The following is a 21,999-nucleotide window of genomic DNA, read 5'->3' on the forward strand; positions in this document are numbered from 1 at the left end:
TGGGCGGGACGGCCCGGTCACTGTCTGGCACTATTCCGGATCCGCGACCGCGACCAGCGCGGGGCGCAGCAGCCGCTCACCGAGCTGGTAGCCGCGTCGCATGACCTGTACGCAGGTCGGCTCGCTGACGTCGGCCGAGGTCTGGTGCGCGACCGCCTCGTGCCGGGTCGGATCGAACGGGTCGCCCTGCTCGCCGAAGGCGTTCAGGCCGAACTTGCCCAGCGCGGTGGTGAGTTGTTCCGCCACCGTGCCGAACGGCCCGACCAGGTCGCCGTGTTCCCGGGCCCGGTCCAGGTCGTCCAGGATCGGCAGCAGCGCGGCCAGCACCGAGCCGGTCGCCTGCTCCTGGACGAGGCTGCGGTCGCGGTCGACCCGCTTGCGGTAGTTGGCGTACTCCGCCGACACCCGCTGCAGGTCCCTGGTCCGCTCGTCGAGCTCGGCCCGGAGCGCCTCCAGCTCAGCGCCGAGCGAGGTGCCCGTGCCGCCGCCGTCCACCGGCTGCGCCGGGGCGTCGACCACCGGCGGACCGGACGGCTCCGGCCCGTCGGTGGAGTTGACCTCGACCTCGATCTCGTCGACCACTACCTCGGCGTCCTCGACCAGACCCTCGGCCGGCACACCGGTCTCCGCGTCGGCGGCGGTCCCCTCCGGCTCGGCGGTGTCGACGAGCTTGCGGTTGTTGCGGATGACGACCCGCTCCCCGTCGCCGGTCGGCTCCGTGGTCGCGGAGCCACCCGGCGCCGACCCGGTGTCGCCCGGGTCGGCGGCTCGTGGCTTCTGCGTCATGCGGCTACCTCATCCCCTTCGCGGTGAGAACGTGTCGGAGGCCGACGGTCACTTCTTGCCGTCCTCGTCCACGATTTCCGCGTCGACCACGTCGTCGGCGCCGCCGGCCTGCGCGCCGGTCGCACCGGTCGCACCGGTCGCACCCGGGCCGGGCTCGCCACCCGGCTGCTGACCCTGCTCGGCCTGCTGCGAGTAGAGCAGCGAACCGGCCTGCTGGGAGACCTGAGCCAGCTTCTCGTGCGCCGACTTGATCTTCTCGATGTCCTGACCGCCGAGGGCGCCACGCAGCTCGCCGAGCGCCTCGTTGAGCTGCTCGCGGTTCTCACCGGGCAGCTTGTCGCCGCTCTCGGCGAGGAACTTCTCGGTCTGCCACTGGAGCGCCTCGGCCACGTTGCGGGTCTCGGCGTCGTCGCGGCGGCGCTTGTCCTCCTCCGCGTGCTCCTCGGCGTCCCGGCGCATCCGCTCGATGTCGTCCTTCGGCAGCGAGGAGCCGCCGGTGATCGTCATCTTCTGTTCCTTGCCGGTGCCCAGGTCCTTGGCGTGCACGTTGACGATGCCGTTGGCGTCGATGTCGAAGGCGACCTCGATCTGCGGCACGCCGCGCGGCGCCGGCGGGAGGCCGGTCAGCTCGAAGGTGCCGAGCTTCTTGTTGTACGCCGCGATCTCACGCTCACCCTGGAACACCTGGATCAGCACCGACGGCTGGTTGTCGTCCGCCGTGGTGAAGACCTCGGAACGCTTGGTCGGGATGGTGGTGTTGCGCTCGATCAGCTTGGTGAAGATGCCGCCCTTGGTCTCGATGCCCAGGCTCAGCGGGGTCACGTCGAGCAGCAGGACGTCCTTGACCTCACCCTTGAGCACACCGGCCTGGAGGGCGGCGCCGACGGCGACGACCTCGTCCGGGTTGACGCCCTTGTTGGGGTCGCGGCCGGTGAGCTGCTTGACCAGGTCCGTCACGGCGGGCATCCGGGTCGAACCGCCGACCAGGATGACGTGCTCGACGTCGGAGATCTTGATCCCGGCGTCCTTCACGGCCTGCTCGAACGGGCCCTTGCAACGGTCCAGCAGGTCCTGCGTCATCCGCTGGAACTCGGCGCGGCTGAGCGTCACGTCGAGGTGCAGCGGGCCGGCCGCGCCGGCGGTGATGTACGGCAGGTTGATGTTGGTGGTGGTGGCGGCGGACAGCTCGATCTTGGCCTTCTCGGCTGCCTCGCGGAGCCGCTGGAGGGCCATCTTGTCCTGAGCCAGGTCGATGCCGTGCTCGCCGCGGAACGTCTTGACCAGGTGGTCGATGATCCGCTGGTCCCAGTCGTCGCCACCGAGCTGGTTGTCACCGCTGGTCGACTTGACCTCGACGACGCCCTCGGCCAACTCCAGCAGCGACACGTCGAAGGTGCCGCCGCCGAGGTCGAAGACCAGGACGGTCTGCTCCTTGGAGCCCTTGTCCAGCCCGTACGCCAGGGCGGCCGCGGTCGGCTCGTTGACGATCCGCAGCACGTTGAAGCCGGCGATCTCACCGGCCTCCTTGGTGGCCTGGCGCTGGCTGTCGTTGAAGTAGGCCGGAACGGTGATCACCGCGTCGGTGATCTGCTCACCCAGGTACGCCTCGGCGTCCCGCTTGAGCTTCATCAGCGTCCGGGCCGAGATCTCCTGCGGGGTGTACTTCTTGCCGTCGATGTCGACGGACCAGTTCGTGCCGACCTCGCGCTTGACCGACCGGATCGTCCGGTCCGGGTTGGTCACCGCCTGGCGCTTGGCGACCTCACCGACGAGCACCTCGCCGTTACGGGCGAACGCGACGATCGAAGGAGTCGTCCGCGACCCCTCAGCGTTGGCGATGACGGTGGGCTCACCGCCCTCGAGAACGCTGACGCAGGAGTTCGTCGTGCCGAGGTCGATACCGACCGCACGTGCCATCTTCGCTTCCTCGCTTCGTAAGGTTGTGCAGGTGACGGGCATCGCCCGTGGGCTGCTGGCGAGCACCGCTCGCAGCGGGCCCCACCACAAGTTGAGTGAACTTGACTCAATAGTGCCACGCGTTGGCCAATCGTCAAGTTGACTTGAGTCAACCCGACGCAACCCAGCCGTTATTACCGTCCGGTTGTCTTCCCTTGCATCGGTCGGGCACGCTTTAGCGGTGACGACGCACGGCGATCCCGCCACCCGTTCCGGTGCGCCCGCCGTCGCAGCCCGCACCGACCCGCCGGACGCCGCGGAGGAGCCGCCCGCCACCACCGGGGACGACAGCCTCCCCGGCGCACTGTCGGGTCTCCGGGAGGCGATCGGCGCGACCCGGTATCCCCTCGCGCTGCCCTCCGCCAACTCTGCCCGGCACAGCGCCACCGCACTCACCGACCAACTCGACGACTACCTGCTGCCCCGGCTCGCCCGGTTGGACGCCCCACTGCTCGTGGTCGTCGGCGGCTCCACCGGCGCGGGTAAGTCGACCCTGGTCAACAGCCTGGTCAAGGCCCGGGTCAGCGCCGCCGGCGTGCTCCGGCCGACCACCCGCTCCCCGGTGCTGGTCTGCAACCCGTCCGACGCGGCCTGGTTTCGGCAGGGTGACCTCCTGCCCGGGCTGACCCGCACCACCGAGCCGAGCGACGATCCGCGCGCCCTGCACCTGGTCACCGCGCCGGCCCTGCCCGCCGGGCTCGCCTTCCTCGACGCGCCCGACATCGACTCGGTAGTCGACGCCAACCGGGCGCTCGCCACCCAACTGCTGGCCGCCGCCGATCTGTGGCTCTTCGTCACCACCGCCGCCCGGTACGCCGACGCGGTGCCCTGGGAGCTGCTGCGCAGTGCCCGGGCGCGCGGCGCGGTGATCGCCATGGTGCTGGACCGGGTGCCCGCCGAGGCCACCGACGAGATCGCCGCGCACCTGACCGAGATGCTCGCCGAGCAGGGCCTCGGCCGGGCACCGCTGTTCGTGTTGCCCGAGACCTGGGTCGACGGCCAGGGGCTGCTGCCCGAGGGAGTTACCGCCCCACTGGCCGACTGGTTCGCCCGGTTGGCCGCCGACGTGGACGCGCGGGCGGCGGTGGTCCGCCAGACCCTCGACGGGGCGCTGGCCGCACTCCACCCCGCCGTGGAGGATCTGGCCGACGCCGCCGACGAGCAGCTCGCCGCCGCCGACGGGCTGGACGAACGGGTCCGGGCCGCGTACCGGGGTGCCGAGCGCACCGTCGAGCAAGGGCTCCAGGACGGCCGGCTGCTCCGGGGTGAGGTGCTCGCCCGCTGGCAGGAGTTCGTCGGCACCGGCGAGCTGTTCCGCACGCTGGAGGCACGGATCGGACGCCTCCGGGACCGGGTGGTGGCCGCCGTCACCGGTCGACCGGTGCCCGCCGTCGAGCTGCGCAACGCCATCGAGTCGCAACTGGTGACGCTGCTGCGCGGGGTGGCCTCGGAGGCCGCCGAGTCCGCGTACACCGGGTGGAAGGCACATCCGGCCGGCGCCGGGCTGCTCGACCCGGCGCTCGCCCACCCGAGCGACGACCTACCCGAACGCGCCGAGCGCATGGTCCGGGACTGGCAGCGCGGAGTGCTGGAACTGGTCCGGGTCGAGGGCGGTGACAAGCGGTTCGTGGCCCGCACCGCCGCGTACGCGGTGAACGCCACCGGGCTGGCCGTGATGATCGCCGTCTTCGCCTCCACCGCGTTCATCCCGACCGGGCTGGAGCTTGCCACCGGGGCCGGCACCACTGTCGCCGCGCAGGCCGTCCTCCAGGCGATCTTCGGCGACCAGGCGGTGCGTACCCTCGCTGCCAAGGCCCGCGCCGACCTGCTGGACCGGGTGCGGACGCTGCTCGACGCGGAGGCGGACCGCTTCCTGAGCCGCACCGCCGACGCCCGCCCCGCCGAGGACGCCGGCGACGGGCTGCGCCGGGCCGCCGGCCGGGTCGAGCTGGCCCGGCACCGCAGCGGCCTGTCCGCCGCCGACGAGGAGGGTTCCCGGTGAGCAACATCGCCGGCCGGGTACGCGAGGTGTTCCGCGGGGATCAGCGGGTCGACGCCGACGCGCTGATCGCCCGCCTGGACGCGGTACGCCGGTTCCTGACCGCCGTGGACGGTCTGCTGCCGGACGCCGACCTGGTGCCCGCGCACACAGTGGTCGAACGGGCCGGCGCCCGGCTCGCGCTGTCCCGGGACCACACAGTGGTCGCCCTGGCCGGTGCCACGGGCAGCGGCAAGTCCAGCCTGTTCAACGCGTTGGCCCAACTGGAACTCTCGCCGGTCGGGGTCCGTCGGCCGACCACCGGCGTCACCCACGCCTGCGTGTGGGGGCCGCTGGAGGGCGCCAACCATCTGCTCGACTGGATCGGCGTACTGCCCCGACACCGCTTCGTCCGGGAGAGCGCCCTGGACGCGGACGACGAGACGGCCCTGCACGGGCTGATCCTGCTCGACCTGCCCGACTTCGACTCGGTGCAGCGATCGCACCGGCTCGAGGTGGACCGACTCCTGGGCCTTGTCGACCAGGTGGTCTGGGTGGTCGACCCACAGAAGTACGCCGACCGGGTCATCCACGACAGCTACCTGCGCGAGTTCCACAGGCACCGCGAGGTCACGCTGGTCGTGCTCAACCAGGCCGACCGGCTGCCCCCGGTCGAGGTACCCCGGGTCCTGGACGACCTGCGTCGGCTGCTCGACACGGACGGGTTGACCGGGGTGCCCCTGCTGGCCACCACCGCCATCGATCCGGCCGGGATGGTCGGGCTGCGCAGTGCGCTGGAGCGCACCGTCGCCGAGCGGCAGGCCGCGTTGCGCCGGCTCGCGGGTGACGTCGACACGGTCGTCGCCGGCCTGGACGAGCTGGTCGGTTCGGCCCGGCCTGCGGGCGGGCCGGACGACACCGCCGTCAACGGGCTGAACCGGGCGTTGGCCGGGGCGGCCGGGGTGCCAGCGGTGACCGAGGCCGTGGAACGGGCGTACCGGCACCGGGCCGGCGCGGCCACCGGCTGGCCCGTGGTCCGGGGCTGGCGGCGGTTGCGACCCGACCCGCTGCGTCGGCTGCACCTGCCCGGCCCGACCGGCGACCAGGCCGACCCGGCGGAGAGCCTGGTCGCGGCCACCTCGGTACCGGACCCGACGGCCGCCCAACGCTCGGCGCTCGGCCTCGCCATCCGCGCGGTGGCCGACCGGGCCGCCGCCGACCTGCCCGCCGCCTGGCCCGGCGCGGTGACCTCCGCCGCCCGGTCCCGCCTCGGCGACCTGCCGGACGCCCTGGATCGCACGATCGCCGGCACCGACCTCGGCCTCGACCGTCGCCCGCTGTGGTGGCGGGTCGTCGGCGGTGTGCAGTGGTTGGTCACCCTCGCCGCCGTGGTCGGGCTGGGCTGGCTGGTGCTCGGCTACGCGCTGCGGGCGCTCGGCCTGCCCGCGCTGGACAACCCGATGGTCGGCCAGGTGCCGCTGCCGACAGTGCTGCTGCTCGGCGGCCTGCTGGCCGGGCTGCTCGTGTCGGCGCTGACCCGGCCGGTGGTGCGCTGGGCCGCCCGGCGCGCCCGGGCCCGCGCCGACCAGCGGCTGACGGCGCGGGTCGCCCAGGTGGGCGACGAGTACGTGCTGACACCGGTACGGATCGTGCTCGGCTCGTACGAGGAGGCACGCGACGCGCTGCGGGACGCCGCACGCCGCTGACGCTCCGCACGGCTCGCTACCGCTCTGCGTACGCCTCCGGCGGCGTAGGGTCGGAGCATGGCCACGCCTCAGACCCCCTACGACGCGGTGCTGCACGCCGCACGCGACGTGACCAAGCTGGAGTCCGCCCTCGACGCCGAGATGCTCGGCAGCGCCCTGCTGGGCAGTGTCTACGCGATCGCGGAGACCGACCGCGACGCCGCCGTACGGGAGTTCGTCACCGGCTTTCTCGCCGCCACCGCACGCCGCAGGATCGCGGCGGCGACCACCATCCGGCAGGTCTTCGCCACGCTTGTCCCGACCGCCGAGGGTGCCGATCGGGTGCGCCCGGGCAGCCAGGCGCCCACCTGGACGGCCCAGCTCGGCCGGGTGCACCTAACCGGCACCTGGGCGTACGGCGACGTGTACGGCGACCAGACCTCCTACCTCGCGACCTTCGCCTACGACGACGAGTCCGGCGGCTCGGAGCACGCGCTGGTGGCCCTGGTGGACCACAACATCGGGATCACCAAGGACATCTTCGTGGGCGGGCCGGCCGAACGGATCCTGGACCAGGTCCGGCAGATGTGCGCCGACGACGAGTTGACCTGGTTCCGGGCCGAAGATCCAGCCCGGTTCCGGGGCGAGGTGGCTCGCCATCTTGCGGTCACCGACGACCTGGGCGAGTTGCCCGGCGAGGGGTCACTCGCCACCGACCGAGCGTTGGTCGGGGCCCGGCTGGCGACGCTGCCCATCGCGGCCGTTCCGACCGGTCCGGCGGAGGTCGAGCCGCTCTCCGCGGCCGAACGCACCGACCTGGTCCGGCGGTTCCTCGCCGCGCCGGAGGCGGCCCGCTTCGGGCTGGACGCCGTCGACGGCCCGGAGTTGGCCTCCCTGCACTTCTGCCTGAGCCTGCTGCTGGACCACTCGGCGAGCTTCCCGGACGCCGATCCGATGCGCTGGAGTCCGGCGGTGTCCGGGCTCTTCCTGCTCGACTGGGTGCACCGCCGGGCCGTGCTGGACATGGACGACGCGGCGATGCTTCCCCGGGTGCTGCGGGCCTGGGCGCGGTACGCGTCGCGCCAGCGCGGGCTGCCCGAGGCGGCGGCGACGCGCACCGACGAGGCGATCGAGGAGATGGTGCCGGAGTTCGCCCGCCTCTACTCGACCGGTGAGCGGCGCAGCGCTGCCACCGCTGCGGTGGCGCAGCTGATGGCCGACGGGGTGGACCCGGACGACCCGGCCGCGCTGGACGCGTGGATCGAGGCGAACCGCCACCGCCTCGCCGACGACGGCGCCTGACGGCGTCCCAGGGTGGGCGGCCACGCGCCGCCCGCCCTCGGCCCGGCCGGCGTCGCCCGCCAGGGCTGAGCGGCACGCCGCCCGCCCTGGATCGGGCTAGCGCAGCGGTCCGAAGATCGCCGCGGCGATCAGGGCGCCGAGCGCACCTCCGGTCAGCACCTGCGCCAGCGTGTGGTCTTTCAGCCGTACCCGGGACCAGCCGACCACCGCCAGCAGCGGTGCGGCGGCGACCAGCAGGGTCCCGAAGGTCAGCATCAGGATGACCAGCGTGCCGGCGGCCACCGCCGAGTGGATCGACATCTTCCACCAGTGGCTGACCGACACGGCCACGACGAGGCCGACGAGGCCGGCCACCGCCAGTGCCAGCACCGGGCGGGGTGCGCCGAGCACGGCGAGCAGGGCGAGCCCCGCCGCTACCGAACCGAGGCCGACCAGCAGCGGCGCCCGGCGCTGCTCCCGGCGGCCGACGTGGTGGTCGGTGAGCCGGCCACGGCGTACGCCGCCGACGATGTAGGCGAACGGGATGCCGGTGACGAACAGAGTGGCGAGCAGACCCCAGACGAGGCCCTGACCGGGACGGCTGGCGCTGTGCCAGCTCACCGTGATGATCAGCAGTGACACGAGCACCGCCGGGGCGGTCACCTCGGTGACCAGCCGGGCGATCCGCAACCCCGGGCCGGGCCGGGTGGTGACCGGGCGGGGTTCCGCACCGCCGCCCACGCCACCCCCTCCGGTACGCGCCTACCGCCGAGCGCCGCCGTCGCCGGACAGGCCGCGCCTGATCGTCACCGTACCGTCGGCGACACCGCGGGGTACGTCGGTCCGGCCAGTGGCGCCGGGCTGACGCTGGGCGTCGAGGCGACGGCCGACGGCGACGGGATCGCCGGGCTGGGTCGGCGGGTCGGTACCGCGGGCGGCGTGGGTGTGGGAGCCGGCACGGACCGGGTGCTGGTCGGCACGGCGGTCGCTGTCGCGTCGTCGGTCGGTGTGGGTGTCGGCTCCAGGGTGGGCGTCGGGTCCACCGTCAGGGTCGGAGTCGGATCGGGGTCGGCCGAGCCGGTCGGGTCCGGACCCGGCGAGTCGGTCGGGTCCGGGTCCGGCGGATCGGTCGGGTCGGGGTCGGTCGGCGGTGGCGGAGCGACGGGCGGGGGCACCGGCGGCGAGGTGCTCCGCGGGGGTCTCGGTGCCACCGGCGGGGCGGTCGTCCACCGGGCGGGCCCGGGATCGGCAGCGGCGGGCCCTTCCCGTGGGCGCGACGGGGCGGCCGGCAGCCAGCCGCTGGTCGGGCCGACGCTGGGTGTGCCGAGCGGGGAAAGCGGTGGTTGGCTGGTCATCGGCATTGGGATCACCACCGGCCCGACGGACGGGGTCGGCATGAACGGGGTGCTGCTGTCCGGTAGTGCGGTGCTGCCCGGGGTGGCCGAGCCCGCGCTGATCGCGGCGAGGATGGGCATCGACGCCGTGCCGGCCAGCAACGCGACGGTGAGCAGGTAACCGCGGGAGGGGCCACCGGCGCCGGGGGCCCGGTGGACACCGACCATCCGGCGGTAGCCGCCGGTTGACCGGTGCCTACCAAGCGCTGGTGTGCCGGGACCGTCACCTGGCTCGTACACCGCACACCCCTAGTCGTCGGCCGTCGGAGGACATGAATGGGCGCCACCGGGGCAAGAAACCCGACAAATAACCCGATAGGCGCGATCCTGCGGGAATCAGCCTCGCGCAGTCACGGTGGGTCAGCCAACCTCCACCGCGTGTCGACACGCAGTGCTGCCCGAACGGTGACGAATCGTGCCGCAACGCATGGGAAACGCGGGCCGGCATGATGGCGACAAACGGCGTCAAAGCAGGGGCGGTCGGATTGCGGAGGCAGGCGTACTGTGGGCGCGCTCACCTGCTCTGCGAATATGGAGCACGACGGCAACGCAGCCGTGACCTCCGCGCACCCTCGCGGCAGGCGCGGTTGAGCGCCGGCGCTCCCGATCCGGGTTCGGCCAGAACCCGGATCACGCCGTGCGGCAACCCCCACCGGGGCTAGGCGCGGCCGCCAGGAACCGGTCCGGCAGCAGCCGGGCAGGCGCACGAGTTGCGCGGCCGGGTGACCCCCCGGTGCCGACGCAGACACGACAGGGAGAGACCGATGGCAAAGGGCGACCCCGGGGGCACCACCCGCAGCAGGCGGGCCGCACCCCGCTCCAAAAAGGGCGCGGCCGGCGACCCCGCGCTGGTGCAGCTCCTCACCCCCGAAGGCGAGCGGATCGACAGCGCCACCGGGCCGGACGGCACCGAGTACCGCGTCGACTTCACCGACGAGGAATACCGCGGTCTCTACCGCGACCTGGTGCTGGTCCGGAAGCTGGACGCCGAGGCGACCGCTCTCCAGCGCCAGGGCGAGCTGGGCCTGTGGGCCAGCCTGCTCGGCCAGGAAGCCGCCCAGGTCGGCTCCGGGCGGGCGCTGCGTACCCAGGACATGGCCTTCCCGACCTACCGGGAGCACGGCGTCCTCTACTGCCGGGGCATCGACCCGATCATGCCGCTCGGCCTGTTCCGCGGCGTCGACCAGGGCGGCTGGGACCCGAACGAGTTCAAGTTCAACATGTACACGATCGTCATCGGGGCGCAGACCCTGCACGCGACCGGCTACGCGATGGGGATCACCATCGACGGCAAGACCGGCACCGACGACGGCGAGGCGGCGATCGCCTACTTCGGCGACGGCGCCACCAGCCAGGGCGACGTGAACGAGGCGTTCGTCTGGGCCAGCGTGTTCAACGCGCCGCTGGTCTTCTTCTGCCAGAACAACCAGTACGCGATCTCCGAGCCGCTGGAGCGGCAGACCCGTGTCCCGCTCTACCAGCGGGCCGCCGGCTTCGGCTTCCCCGGCGTACGGGTGGACGGCAACGACGTGCTCGCCACGTACGCGGTCACCCGCACCGCGCTGGACAACGCCCGCCTCGGGCAGGGCCCGAGCCTGATCGAGGCGTACACCTACCGGATGGGCGCACACACCACCTCCGACGACCCGACCCGCTACCGCATCGCCAGCGAGGTCGAGGCGTGGCAGGCCAAGGACCCGATCGCCCGGGTCAAGGCATTCCTGGAGAAGCAGCAGATCGCCGACGCGGGCTTCTTCGCCGAGGTCGACGAGCAGGCCCGCCGCGAGTCGGTGCACCTGCGCGAGCGGGTCCTGGAGATGCCGGACCCGGAGCCGGTGACGATGTTCGACCACGTCTACCCCAACGGGTCTCCGCTGCTCGACGAGCAGCGCGCGAAGTTCAGCCGCTACATGGAGTCGTTCGAGGGGAGCGCCCACTGATGGCCACGGAGACGCTCACCATCGGAAAGGCCCTCAACACCGGTCTGCGCCGCGCCCTGGAGAACGACCCCAAGGTCATCATCATGGGCGAGGACGTCGGCAAGCTCGGCGGCGTCTTCCGGATCACCGACGGCCTCCAGAAGGACTTCGGCGACCAGCGGGTGATCGACACCCCGTTGGCCGAGTCCGGCATCATCGGCACCGCTGTCGGTCTGGCCATCCGCGGCTACCGGCCGGTCTGCGAGATCCAGTTCGACGGCTTCGTCTACCCCGCGTACGACCAGATCGTGTCGCAGGTGGCGAAGATGCACTACCGCTCGGGCGGCCGGCTCAGCATCCCCATGGTGATCCGGATCCCGTTCGGCGGCGGCATCGGCGCGGTCGAGCACCACTCCGAGTCGCCGGAGGCGTACTTCGCGCACACCGCCGGCCTGAAGGTGGTGACCTGCGCCAACCCGCAGGACGCGTACGTGATGATCCAGCAGGCCATCGCCTCGGACGACCCGATCGTCTTCCTGGAGCCCAAGCGGCGCTACTGGGAGAAGGGCCAGGTCGACCTGGACGCGCCGCTGTCCGACGCGTACCCCCTGCACTCGGCCCGGGTCGTGCGGCCCGGCACCGACGTCACCGTGTTGGCCTACGGCCCGATGGTGCGGACCTGCCTGGAGGCGGCGACCGCCGCCGCCGAGGACGGCCGGGAGTTGGAGGTCATCGACCTGCGCTCGCTCTCGCCGCTGGACCTGACGGCGGCGTACGAGTCGGTGAAGCGCACCGGCCGTGTGGTCGTGGTGCACGAGGCACCGTCCAACATCGGCCTCGGCGCCGAGTTGGCCGCCCGGATCACCGAGGAGTGCTTCTACTCCCTGGAGTCGCCGGTGCTGCGGGTGACCGGCTTCGACATCCCCTACCCGGCCGCCCGGGTGGAGGAGGAGTTCCTGCCCGACCTCGACCGGGTGCTCGACGCTGTCGACCGCACCTTCGGCTGGTGAGCGACATGTCCCGGATCAAGACGTTCAACCTGCCCGACCTGGGCGAGGGGCTGACCGAGGGCGAGATCCTGGCCTGGCTGGTCAAGGTTGGCGACACCATCGAGTTGAACCAGCCGATCGTCGAGGTGGAGACGGCGAAGGCGGCCGTGGAGATCCCGGCGAAGTGGGCCGGCCAGGTCCAGGCGATCCACCACCCGGAGGGCACCACTGTCGAGGTCGGTACGCCGATCATCGCTATCGACACCGACCCGGGTGCCGGGCCGCTGGACGCGCCGTCGACCACTGCCACGCCCAGCGGTGACCTGCCCACCCCGTCTGCGGCCTCGCTGGCGGCGGTGCAGGTGGCACCGGCCGAGGGCATGGTCGAGCCCGGCCTGATCGGTGGGGCGGCCCCGGGCGGGCGGACGGCGGTGCTGGTCGGCTACGGCCCGCGTACCACCGCCGCGAAGCGCCGCCCCCGCAAGGGCGCGGTCCCGGCGCAGGCCGTGGCGGCTCCCGCACCGGCGGCGCCGACTCCGCCACCGGTGGTCGCGCCGGCCCAGAACGGGCGGGCCGCGGCGGCGACCGGCGGGGTGCTGGCCAAGCCGCCGGTGCGCAAGCTCGCCAAGGATCTCGGGGTAGACCTCGGCACGTTGACCGGGTCGGGGCCGCTCGGCTCGATCACCCGGGAGGACGTGCAGCAGGCGGCGAGTGGTGCGAGCGTTGTGGTTGCCGAGCCGATCGCGGCGACGACAGCGCCCAGCTTCGGCGCGGACCGGGAGCAGCGCATCCCGGTCAAGGGCGTCCGCAAGCTGACCGCCGAGAACATGTCCCGCTCGGCGTTCACCGCCCCGCACGTGACGGAGTTCCTGACCGTCGACGTGACCCGGGCGATGAAGGCCCTGGACCGGCTGCGCGGCCGGCGGGAGTGGCGCGACGTACGGGTCTCGCCGCTGCTGCTGGTGGCGAAGGCGGTGCTGCTGGCGGTGCAACGGCACCCGATGGTCAATTCGACCTGGGCGGGCGACGAGATCGTGGTCAAGGAGTACGTCAACCTCGGCATCGCGGCGGCCACCGAGCGCGGTCTGATCGTGCCGAACGTCAAGGACGCCGGCCGACTCTCGCTGCGGGAGTTGGCGGACGCGCTGACCGACCTGGTGCAGACGGCGAAGTCCGGCCGCACCTCGCCGGCGGCCATGTCCGGCGGCACCCTGACCATCACCAACGTCGGCGTGTTCGGGGTGGACACCGGCACGCCGATCCTGCCGCCGGGCGAGTCCGCGATCCTGGCCTTCGGCGCGGTGCGGGAGATGCCCTGGGTGCACAAGGGCAAGGTCAAGGTTCGCCAGGTCACCACGCTGGGGCTGAGCTTCGACCACCGGATCATCGACGGTGAGCTGGGCTCGAAGTTCCTGCGGGACGTCGGCGACTTCCTCACGGATCCGGAGGCGGCGCTGCTCGCCTGGACCTGATCGTCTCGAACGCCAGCCACGGCCGGTGTGCCACGGGTTAACGCCCGGCACACCGGCCGTGTCCGTTGGGCAACGGAACCGTCGGCCAGATGGCTTGTTGACCTTTGATTGTTAGGCAGGTGTCTCAGCTCACCTAATAATCGATGGAATTTCGCCGGCTTCTGCTGTTGAATAGACGTATCAGGGGCTGACAACCGAATAGCTAGGGGGACCCACCAATGAGCATGATCGAGCGAATCCGCAACCACCGCGACGCGACCCGCCGCGCCCGTGCCATCGAGCACGCGCTGCGCTCCGCGAACTCGCCGGCGGTCCGCGAGGAAATCCTCGTCATCGCCCAGCGTCACATGAGCTGACGCTCCACGACATTCCTCACCTCCTCCAGATCGATGGCCCACCCGGCCCACCGGGTGGGCCATCGGCGTTTCCCAACCACCACCACCGGGATTCCGCCCTGCCGCAGCGCCCGGTACGGTGGGCTTCGGTCGCCGCCCGCCGACCCGGCAGAGGCCGAGCCGACAAAACTGCTCGACATCAACCGGCCACGGTGAGTGACGACCAGTGCTCCTTGGACGTGCCGTGCCAACACCCGATACCGTGCGGGGAGCCGGCACAGCGGTACGCCGGTGACGCCGGCAGCCACGCCGAGGAGACCGATCGGCACCGGCGAGCCGACATGTGATGGAGGAGGCGCACCCATGACGTCCGAGGGCCCGCACCGACCCGGCCAGGAGCCGGACGAGGTGTCACCGGGCGCCGGCGGACCGGCGCCGTACGGCGACCGCCCGGCGCAGCCGGACAACGGCCAGAACGCCGCCGGCCCCGACCTGGGCTGGGCACCCCCGCCCCCGACGCGGCCCAACCCGTCGGCGCCGGCATGGGCGGCCCAGTCCGAGCAGCCGCCGGCCCCCGCCTGGGGTGCCACCGCGGCTGCCCAGCCCAACGACCCGGCGCAGCCCGCCTGGGCCGCCGGTGGTGGCGCGAGCGAGCCGCCGCAGCAGCAGCCCGGCGCGTGGTCCGGCAACGACGGCGCGCCGGCTCCGGCACAGCCCGACCCCTGGGCCGCGCAGCAGCAGGGCTGGACGCCCGCCGAGCAGAGCGCACCCGCACCGACCTGGACCCCGAACGCCCCCGCCGAGCAGCCGGACTGGGCGCAGGCCCAGCCAGCCGCACGGGGCGCCGCGCAGGTTCCCCCGGCCACCGCCGCCTGGCCCGCCCAGGAGGACCCGGCCAGCGGCTGGGGCGGCGCGGCGCAGGGCAGCCCGCCCGCGGCTGACTGGCGAGCGACCGAATCTCCGCAATCCGACGCGCCGCAGGCCGCCGGCTGGTCCGGCGGGGCCCAGCAGGACCAGGCCACCGGCAACGGCGGCTGGCCCGCCGCCGGTGCCGCCCGCGACGACCAACCGGTGTGGACGCCGGCGGAGCAGTCGCCACCGACCTGGAGCCAGCCCGCCGAAGCGACCGAGCAGCCCGCCCCCGGCTGGGGTCAGGCCGCCCAGCCGAGCCCGGCCCGTGGCGCCGCCCAGGTCCCGGCCCCGCCGACGAACTGGCCCGCGCAGGACGATCCGGCCAACTCCGGCGGGTGGGCCGCGCAGCAGCAGCAGGCGCAGGCGCAGGCGCAGCCCGCAGTGTGGAACGACGGCAACGACGCGCGGCAGGATCAGCCCGCGCAGCCGGCCGCCTGGGGCGAGGCCGAGGGCCGTCCGCAGCAGCCCGACTGGGTGCTCTCCCAACCGGAGCAGCCGACCGAGCGGCCGGAGCAGGCAGGGTGGACCCAGGCGGAGCCGAGCAACCTCCCCGCCCGGGCCAGCGCCAGCGTGCCCACCAGCGGCGGCGCGCCCAACTGGGCCGCCGGCCCGGACAACGCCACCCAGGGCAACTCCGGCGGCGTGTCGGAGGTCGAGCCGTGGGCCCCCGGTGAGGTGTGGGGTCGCGCGGAGGCCGAGGCTTCCGCCCAGTCCCGTGGAGGCTGGGAGGCGGACCGGGGCGACGAGGCACCGGCCTACCAGCCCGGGCCCGCGCCGGGCATCTCGCCGGCGAACGCGGTGCCGCTGCCCCCGCAGGAGCAGCGCGTCCCGGGTGCCAGCCTGGCTGCCGCCCCGCCGGCCGATTACGCGCCCCAGGCACAGTTCGCTCCGATCCCCGAGCAGCCCGCCTACGCCGAGCGGGAAACCCCGGACGCCGCCGCGCAGTACGGTGGCCGCCCCGAGGACGTCTCCGCGAGCGGCGCGGTGGTGCCCGCCCCGCGTACCTCTCCGGAGTCCGGAGCGGGCCGCGCGGTCGTACCGGTGTCGGACGCCGAGTCGGCAGCCGGCGCAGCGGCCAGGGCCACGGCGAGCGCTTCGGTGCCGCTGGCCAGCCGGGTGATGCCGCCGACCGACCAGGCCATCCGACCGACCGGCACGGCCAACCCGCAACCCCGGGTGTACGGCCGTCCGGCGCGACCGGAGCCGGAGGCCGAGCCGGAGCCGGAGGCGTTCCAGGGCGACTCGGGCGCGGACCGCCAGGGTGCTCCGGAGTGGCAGAACGACGCGCCACGGCAGGCCACGCCCGACTGGCAGCACGAGGGGCAGCGACAGATCGCTCCCGACTGGCAGAACGACGCGCAGCGGCAGCAGTCCCCACCCGACTGGCAGCACGACGCGCAGCGGCGGGCTGGGCCTGGCTGGGGCGGCGAGTCCCCGGCCGATCCGCGCTTCGACGACCGGCAGCCCGCACCGAACGCGTTCAACGAGGCGCCGGCTGCGCCGCCGGCGTTCCCGCCGGGTGTGCCGTCCTTCGTCGACGCCCCGGGCAACAACAGGCCGGTGAACGGCACCCGTCCGCACTCCGGTGCCGAGCCGCCGGCGGACCAGTTCGGCGGCCCCGGGTCACCTGCCGCCGGTGCTGCCACTGTGAACGGGGCGGCGACCTTCGGTGCGCCGAACTTCGGTGGCCCGGGCACCGGCGCGCCGGGCTTCGGTGGGCCGGCGACCGAACCGGCGCCGGGCGGCGGCTTCCCGTCGTTCCCGCCACCGCCGCAGCCCGCGCCGTCCTGGGGCCAGGAGGCCGGCCAGGCGGACCAGGGCCGGTTCGACTCGTTCAAGCCGGACGCCGACGAGCCGAAGGTGGAGCCACCGACGCCGAAGGTGCGCAACGGCCGGGTGCTGGCCGCGGTGCTGATCGCCGCGATGCTCATCCTGGCGGTGCCGCTCGGCCTGCTGCTGCTGCTCGGCAAGGTCGGCGGGAACGACACGCCGTCCTTCGACCCGGCAGTCGGCACCTGCGTCAAGCAGTCCGGGCAGGGCGGCGCCTCGGCGGCGGACTGCGGCGAGGCGGGCGCGTTCACGATCGTCTCGAAGGTGGACGCCAAGGAGAAGTGCACCGACACGACCCAGCCCCACGTGGTGCTGCCGGGTGAGGGCACCAACCGGGTGCTCTGCCTGAAGCCGGCCACGAAGTAGCTGCACCGACGGCGGGGTCACGGGTAACCGTGACCCCGCCGTCGTCGTACCCGCAGGTGGTACCGGAATCTCGCCCCCTCCGGCCGAACACGGGCCGATGGTCAGGCACGATGGGTGCATGAGCGCACGAGTACGGGCTCCCGAACTGCGCGGTCGGGGCTGGCTGAACACCGGTGGACGCGACCTCAAGCTCGCCGACCTTCGCGGCAAGATCGTCATTGCCGATTTTTGGACGTTCTGCTGCATCAACTGCCTGCACGTGCTCGACGAGCTGCGCCCGCTGGAGGAGAAGTACGGCGACGTGCTCGTCGTGATCGGCGTGCACTCGCCGAAGTTCGAGCACGAGAAGGACGCCGACGCGCTCGCCGCCGCCGTGGAGCGGTACGGGGTGCACCACCCCGTACTCGACGACCCTGAGCTGGACATGTGGCAGCAGTACGCGGCCCGGGCCTGGCCGACCCTGTCGGTGATCGACCCCGAGGGTTACGTGGTGGCCACCATGGCCGGCGAGGGGCACGCCGAGGGGCTGGCCCGACTGATCGACGAGTTGATCGCCACCCACGAGGCCAAGGGCACCCTGCACCGGGGGACCGGCCCGTACGTCCCGCCGCCGGCACCGGAGACCGCGCTGCGCTTCCCGGGTAAGGCGGTGCTGCTGCCCAACGGCAACCTGCTGGTCTCGGACTCGGCCCGGCACTCCCTGGTCGAGATCGACCCGGACGGCGAGACGCCGGTGCGTCGGATCGGCTCGGGCGAGCGCGGCCGGGCGGACGGGCCGGCCGCCGCGGCGACGTTCTCCGAGCCGCAGGGGGTGTGTCTGCTGCCCACGCACGTCGCCGAGGTGGCCGGCTACGACCTGGTGGTGGCCGACACGGTCAACCACCTGCTGCGCGGCGTACGGCTGGAGTCCGGCGAGGTGGTCACAGTGGCCGGCAGTGGGCGGCAGTGGCGCGCCGAGGTCGACGACCACGCCCACGACGCGTTCGCCGTCGACCTCTCCTCCCCGTGGGACCTGGCCTGGTACGACGACAAGCTGATCATCGCGATGGCCGGCATCCACCAGCTCTGGTGGTTCGACCCGATCAAGCGGACCGCCGGCATGTACGCCGGCACCACTGTGGAGGCGTTGCGCGACGGCCCGCTGGCCGAGGCGTGGATGGCCCAGCCGTCGGGGCTCTCCACCTCCGCCGACGGCACCCGACTCTGGGTGGCCGACAGCGAGTCCAGCGCCGTCCGGTACGTCGAGAACGGTGTGCTGGGCACCGCCGTCGGGCAGGGTCTGTTCGACTTCGGGCACGTGGACGGTCCGGCGGAGACTGCGCTGCTGCAGCACCCGCTGGGCGTGTGCGCCCTGCCGGACGGCTCGGTGCTGATCGCGGACACGTACAACGGTGCGGTGCGCCGCTTCGACCCGGCCAGCAACCAGGTCTCCACCGTCGCGGACGGGTTGGCGGAGCCGAGCGACCTGGTGCTCACCCCGTCCGGTGAGGTGCTGGTGGTGGAGTCCGCCGCGCACCGGTTGACCCGGCTCGCCCCCGGCGCCCTGTCGGCGGCGGGTGCCAGCACCGTGGACGGGCCTCGGCACCGCACCGAGCGCAAGCCGACCGACGTCGCGGCCGGCGAGGTCACCCTGGACATCGTCTTCACCCCGGCGCCGGGGCAGAAGCTGGACGAGACGTACGGGCCGTCGACCCGGCTGGTGGTCTCCGCGTCCCCGCCGGAGCTGCTGGTGGACGGTGCCGGCACGGGCACCGAACTGTCCCGCCGGCTGGTGCTCAACGGCGAGGTCACCGCAGGGGTGCTTCAGGTGACCGCGCAGGCGGCGACCTGTGACGCGGACGTCGAGCACGCGGCGTGCCACCTGACCCGGCAGGACTGGGGCGTACCGGTCCGGGTGGTCGACGGTGCCGTGACCAGGCTGCCGCTGGTGCTTCGCGGCCTGGACGCCTGACGCGATCGGAGGGGCCCGCCGGCCCCTCCGATCACGCGAACGGGGCCAGTGTGATGTCGGCGTCGATCAGGGTGGCGCGGACGAGTTCGGCGGCGGACACCGCGCCGGGGGTGTCGCCGTGCACGCAGATCGAGTCGACCGAGCACGGGATGACTGTGCCGTCGACCGCCACCACGCTGCGTTCGGTGGCCATCCGCGCCGCCCGTTCGGCTACCTGCTCGGGGTCGGTGATCACCGCGCCGGGGGTGCCGCGCGGCACCAGCGCCCCGTTGGGCAGGTAGGCGCGGTCGGCGAACGCCTCGGCAACCACCGGCAGGCCCGCGCCCACGGCGAGTTGGGCGAGCGTCGAGCCGGGAAGGCAGAGTACGGGCAGCTCGGGGTCGTAACCGCTGACGGCGGCGACCACCGCCGCCGCCTGGGACTCGTCGGTGCTGGCCGCGTGGTAGAGCGCGCCGTGCGGCTTGAGGTAGCGGACCCGGGTGCGGAACAACCGGCAGAACGCGTCCAGCGCCCCCAACTGGTAGGTCACCTCGTCGCGTAGCTCGGCGAAGTCGTACGCGATGTGCCGCCGGCCGAAGCCGGCCAGGTCCCGGTAGCCGACCTGCGCGCCCACCGCGACCCCGCGGCGCGCGGCACCCTCGCAGACCCGCCGCATGGTGGACGGGTCGCCGCCGTGGAAGCCGCAGGCGACATTGGCGGAGGTGACGAGGCTCAGCAGCGCCTCGTCGTCGCCGAGTCGCCAGATGCCGAATCCCTCGCCCAGGTCAGCGTTGAGGTCCATGGAATCTGACGGTAGTACCTGGCCGGGCCTGCGCGAGCGGGGTCACGTCGGTGACCACCCCGATGACTGGGTATCCACCGGTGGTCGGATGGTCCGCGAGGAAGATCAGGGGTTGTCCGTCCGCCGGTACCTGCACCGCGCCGAGCACGATGCCCTCGCTGGGCAGTTCGCCGGCCACCGCGCGGGGCAGCGCCGCGCCGGCGAGCCGCGCGCCGACCCGGTTGCTCACCGGGCTGATGGTGTACGCGCTGCCGAAGAGCCGGTCGAACGCTGTCGGCGTGAACCAGTCCTCGCGAGGACCGGCGCCCAGCGTCAGGTGCAGCTCCTCAGGCGGCGTGGAGCACACGGTCAGGTCCACCGGTGCGGGGGTGCCGACCGGATCACCGAGCGGCAGCAGGTCACCGTCCCGTAGCGGGGGCGGGCCGAGCCCGGAGAGGGTGTCGGTGGCCCGGCTACCGAGCACCGGTGACACGTCGATGCCGCCCGCCACCGCCAGCCAACTCCGTACGCCCCGCCGGGCGGGACCGATCCGCAGCACCGTCCCCGCCGGCACGGTGAGCGGGCGTCCCGTGTCACCGGGTCGGGCACCCGCCTGGACGGGGACCTCGGCGCCGGTGACCGCCACCGTCGCCGCCCGGGTCAGCCGCAGGGTGCAGCCGGTCAGGGTGATCTCCAGGCCGGCCGCGTGCTCCGGATTGCCGACCAGTCGGTTGGCCAACCGCAGGGCACCCGGATCGAGAGCACCGGACCGGGGTACGCCGAGGTGCGCCCAACCCGGCCGGCCCAGGTCCTGCACTGTGGTGAGCGCGCCGGCGCGGAGCACCTCGATGGTGGCCGGGTGGGTCACGCCGCCACCATCCGGACCGTGGTGCCCGGACCGAGTCGGGCCGGCGGGTCGGCGGCCACGTCGAACAGCACCAGGTCGGTCCGACCGACCAGCTGCCAGCCGCCCGGGGAAGCGCCCGGGTAGATGCCGGCGTACGGGCCGGCCAACGCGACCGAGCCGGCCGGCACCCGGGGACGGGGCGTGGCCAGCCGGGGCAGCGCCAGCTCGGCGGGCAGCCCGGTCAGGTAGGGGAATCCGGGGGCGAAGCCGCAGAAGGCGACCCGGAACCGGGTGCTGGTCAACCGGTGCCGCACTGCCGACACGTCCACGCCCCAGTGTTCCGCCACCGCCGGCAGGTCCGGCCCGTCGAAGGTGACCGGTACGACCACGTCCGCCGCGCCGTCGGCTGCGTCTCCGGCTGTGGCGTTGTGGTCCTGGGCGTCGGCGTGGTCTTTGGCGTGGGCGTGGGCCTGGTTGGGGCGGGTGATCGCGGCGGTGACGGCGGATGCCCATCGGGTCAGCTGATCGGCCGTGGTGGTCGGGTCGGGCAGGCCGTCGAGCAGCACGGTCCGGGCCGCCGGCACGATCTCCACGGCGATCAGGTCACCCCGCTCCCGACGCCGCCACAGCTCGGCCCGCCACGCTTCGACAAACGCGGCCTCGGGGGTGTCGGCGACGTGTTCGGGGGTGTCGGCGGGGGCGGTGCAGTCGAGTAGCAGGGCGTGCGCCCCGACCTGTCGGATCCGCATCCGCTCATCCTCGCCGATGTCGTGCCGATCCGGTGTTCACGTTGACGGTGCCGGGTGTCACCAACGCCACTACTTACAAGTAACCTACGGTGCCGTAACCTGATTGGGTGACCACCTCCGCCCCGCTTCGCCTGAAGCCGGTCGACATCGGTAAGCCCCGGATGCGCGGCTGGCTACACACGTACGCCTTCTTCGTCGCCGTGGTCTGCGGCATCGTGCTCTGCTCGATCGCCGCCACCCGGCCGGGGTGGGCACCCCTGGTGAGCTGCCTCATCTACAGCCTGACGGTCTGCGGGCTCTTCGGCACGAGCGCGCTGTACCACCGTCGCGTGTGGTCAGAGCGCGGCTACCAGGTGATGCGCCGGATGGACCACTCGATGATCTTCGTGTTCATCGCCGGCACGTACACACCGCTCTGCGCGATGCTGCTCGCGCCCCGGCCGGCCACAGTGATGCTGGCCCTGGTCTGGGGCGGCGCGCTGGCCGGCGTGGCGGTCAAGGTGGTCTGGCCGCACGCGCCGCGCTGGGTGTCCGCGCCGCTCTACCTGGCGCTGGGCTGGGTGGCGGTGGCCATGCTGCCGGAGATCCTGCACGGGGGCGGCGTCGCCGCGCTGGTGCTGCTGATCGTCGGCGGCGCGATCTACAGCATCGGCGCGGTCTTCTACGCGTTGCGCCGACCCAATCCGTGGCCGACCGTCTTCGGCCACCATGAGTTCTTCCACGCCTGCACACTGCTGGCGGCGCTCTGTCACCACATCGCGATCTACTTCGCGCTGTTCGCCTGACCCG

At 73.2% G+C, this 21,999-nt stretch carries 17 protein-coding genes; 10 read left to right on the forward strand and 7 right to left on the reverse strand.

Annotation, left to right across the window (positions count from 1 at the left end):
- Positions 1-30: 30 nt before the first annotated feature.
- Both grpE and dnaK read right to left on the reverse strand, forming a co-directional pair.
- The gene (gene grpE, locus KBX08_RS11020) at positions 31-786 is read right to left on the reverse strand and encodes a nucleotide exchange factor GrpE (protein ID WP_210782999.1); all 756 of its coding nucleotides are present in this window, start codon (positions 784-786) and stop codon (positions 31-33) included.
- A gap of 48 nt (positions 787-834) precedes the next feature.
- Positions 835-2,703 (reverse strand): molecular chaperone DnaK, encoded by a 1,869-nt coding sequence (gene dnaK, locus KBX08_RS11025; RefSeq protein WP_112586096.1) that lies wholly within the window; start codon positions 2,701-2,703, stop codon positions 835-837.
- Positions 2,704-2,923: 220 nt separating this feature from the next.
- Here dnaK and KBX08_RS11030 point away from each other — a divergent pair, with 220 nt between their 5' ends.
- Genes KBX08_RS11030 through KBX08_RS11040 form a run of 3 tightly spaced genes read left to right on the forward strand, consistent with a single transcriptional unit; the run spans position 2,924 to position 7,707 of the window.
- Positions 2,924-4,744, forward strand: coding sequence for a GTPase domain-containing protein (locus tag KBX08_RS11030; protein WP_210783001.1), 1,821 nt, complete (start codon positions 2,924-2,926; stop codon positions 4,742-4,744).
- Positions 4,741-6,426, forward strand: coding sequence for a GTPase (locus KBX08_RS11035; RefSeq protein ID WP_210783003.1), 1,686 nt, complete (start codon positions 4,741-4,743; stop codon positions 6,424-6,426). Before KBX08_RS11030 ends, KBX08_RS11035 begins: the two co-directional genes overlap by 4 nt.
- A 57-nt stretch (positions 6,427-6,483) precedes the next feature.
- Positions 6,484-7,707 carry a hypothetical protein gene (locus KBX08_RS11040; RefSeq protein WP_210783005.1) on the forward strand — a complete coding sequence of 408 codons (1,224 nt, stop codon included), beginning with the start codon at positions 6,484-6,486 and terminating at the stop codon, positions 7,705-7,707.
- Positions 7,708-7,803: 96 nt separating this feature from the next.
- Here KBX08_RS11040 and KBX08_RS11045 read toward each other — a convergent pair whose 3' ends face one another.
- Together KBX08_RS11045 and KBX08_RS11050 are read right to left on the reverse strand one after the other, a co-directional pair.
- Positions 7,804-8,427, reverse strand: coding sequence for a phosphatase PAP2 family protein (locus KBX08_RS11045; RefSeq protein WP_210783007.1), 624 nt, complete (start codon positions 8,425-8,427; stop codon positions 7,804-7,806).
- A 65-nt stretch (positions 8,428-8,492) separates the two neighbouring features.
- The gene (locus KBX08_RS11050) at positions 8,493-9,248 is read right to left on the reverse strand and encodes a hypothetical protein (RefSeq protein ID WP_210783009.1); all 756 of its coding nucleotides are present in this window, start codon (positions 9,246-9,248) and stop codon (positions 8,493-8,495) included.
- A gap of 596 nt (positions 9,249-9,844) precedes the next feature.
- Here KBX08_RS11050 and pdhA point away from each other — a divergent pair.
- The 6 genes from pdhA (at position 9,845) to KBX08_RS11080 (ending at position 18,854) form a co-directional block, all read left to right on the forward strand.
- Positions 9,845-11,020, forward strand: a complete 1,176-nt coding sequence (gene pdhA, locus KBX08_RS11055) for a pyruvate dehydrogenase (acetyl-transferring) E1 component subunit alpha (protein WP_210783011.1) — start codon at positions 9,845-9,847, stop codon at positions 11,018-11,020.
- The gene (locus KBX08_RS11060) at positions 11,020-12,009 is read left to right on the forward strand and encodes an alpha-ketoacid dehydrogenase subunit beta (RefSeq protein WP_210783013.1); all 990 of its coding nucleotides are present in this window, start codon (positions 11,020-11,022) and stop codon (positions 12,007-12,009) included. The genes pdhA and KBX08_RS11060 overlap by 1 nt, the downstream gene beginning before the upstream one ends.
- Positions 12,006-13,460 carry a dihydrolipoamide acetyltransferase family protein gene (locus KBX08_RS11065; protein WP_210783015.1) on the forward strand — a complete coding sequence of 485 codons (1,455 nt, stop codon included), beginning with the start codon at positions 12,006-12,008 and terminating at the stop codon, positions 13,458-13,460. Before KBX08_RS11060 ends, KBX08_RS11065 begins: the two co-directional genes overlap by 4 nt.
- A 218-nt stretch (positions 13,461-13,678) precedes the next feature.
- A complete protein-coding gene (locus KBX08_RS11070) occupies positions 13,679-13,816 on the forward strand; it encodes a hypothetical protein (protein WP_165435866.1) in 138 nt (45 codons plus the stop codon).
- A gap of 342 nt (positions 13,817-14,158) precedes the next feature.
- The gene (locus KBX08_RS11075; RefSeq protein WP_210783017.1) at positions 14,159-16,903 is read left to right on the forward strand and encodes a hypothetical protein; all 2,745 of its coding nucleotides are present in this window, start codon (positions 14,159-14,161) and stop codon (positions 16,901-16,903) included.
- Between the two features lie 118 nt (positions 16,904-17,021).
- Positions 17,022-18,854 (forward strand): NHL domain-containing thioredoxin family protein, encoded by a 1,833-nt coding sequence (locus KBX08_RS11080; protein ID WP_210783019.1) that lies wholly within the window; start codon positions 17,022-17,024, stop codon positions 18,852-18,854.
- Between the two features lie 31 nt (positions 18,855-18,885).
- Here KBX08_RS11080 and KBX08_RS11085 read toward each other — a convergent pair whose 3' ends face one another.
- The 3 genes from KBX08_RS11085 to KBX08_RS11095 are packed head-to-tail and all read right to left on the reverse strand — an operon-like array spanning position 18,886 to position 21,210.
- Positions 18,886-19,635: a LamB/YcsF family protein gene (locus KBX08_RS11085; RefSeq protein WP_091396260.1), complete on the reverse strand. Its 750-nt coding sequence runs from the start codon at positions 19,633-19,635 to the stop codon at positions 18,886-18,888.
- Positions 19,619-20,581, reverse strand: a complete 963-nt coding sequence (locus KBX08_RS11090; RefSeq protein WP_374101936.1) for a biotin-dependent carboxyltransferase family protein — start codon at positions 20,579-20,581, stop codon at positions 19,619-19,621. Before KBX08_RS11090 ends, KBX08_RS11085 begins: the two co-directional genes overlap by 17 nt.
- Positions 20,479-21,210, reverse strand: a complete 732-nt coding sequence (locus KBX08_RS11095) for an allophanate hydrolase subunit 1 (RefSeq protein ID WP_210783023.1) — start codon at positions 21,208-21,210, stop codon at positions 20,479-20,481. Before KBX08_RS11095 ends, KBX08_RS11090 begins: the two co-directional genes overlap by 103 nt.
- A gap of 107 nt (positions 21,211-21,317) precedes the next feature.
- Here KBX08_RS11095 and KBX08_RS11100 point away from each other — a divergent pair, with 107 nt between their 5' ends.
- Entirely contained in the window at positions 21,318-21,995 is a 678-nt protein-coding gene (locus KBX08_RS11100) for a hemolysin III family protein (RefSeq protein ID WP_210783025.1), read from the forward strand.
- Positions 21,996-21,999 lie beyond the last annotated feature (4 nt).

The organism is Micromonospora sp. H61 (assembly GCF_018070325.1).
Classification (GTDB): domain Bacteria; phylum Actinomycetota; class Actinomycetes; order Mycobacteriales; family Micromonosporaceae; genus Micromonospora; species Micromonospora salmantinae.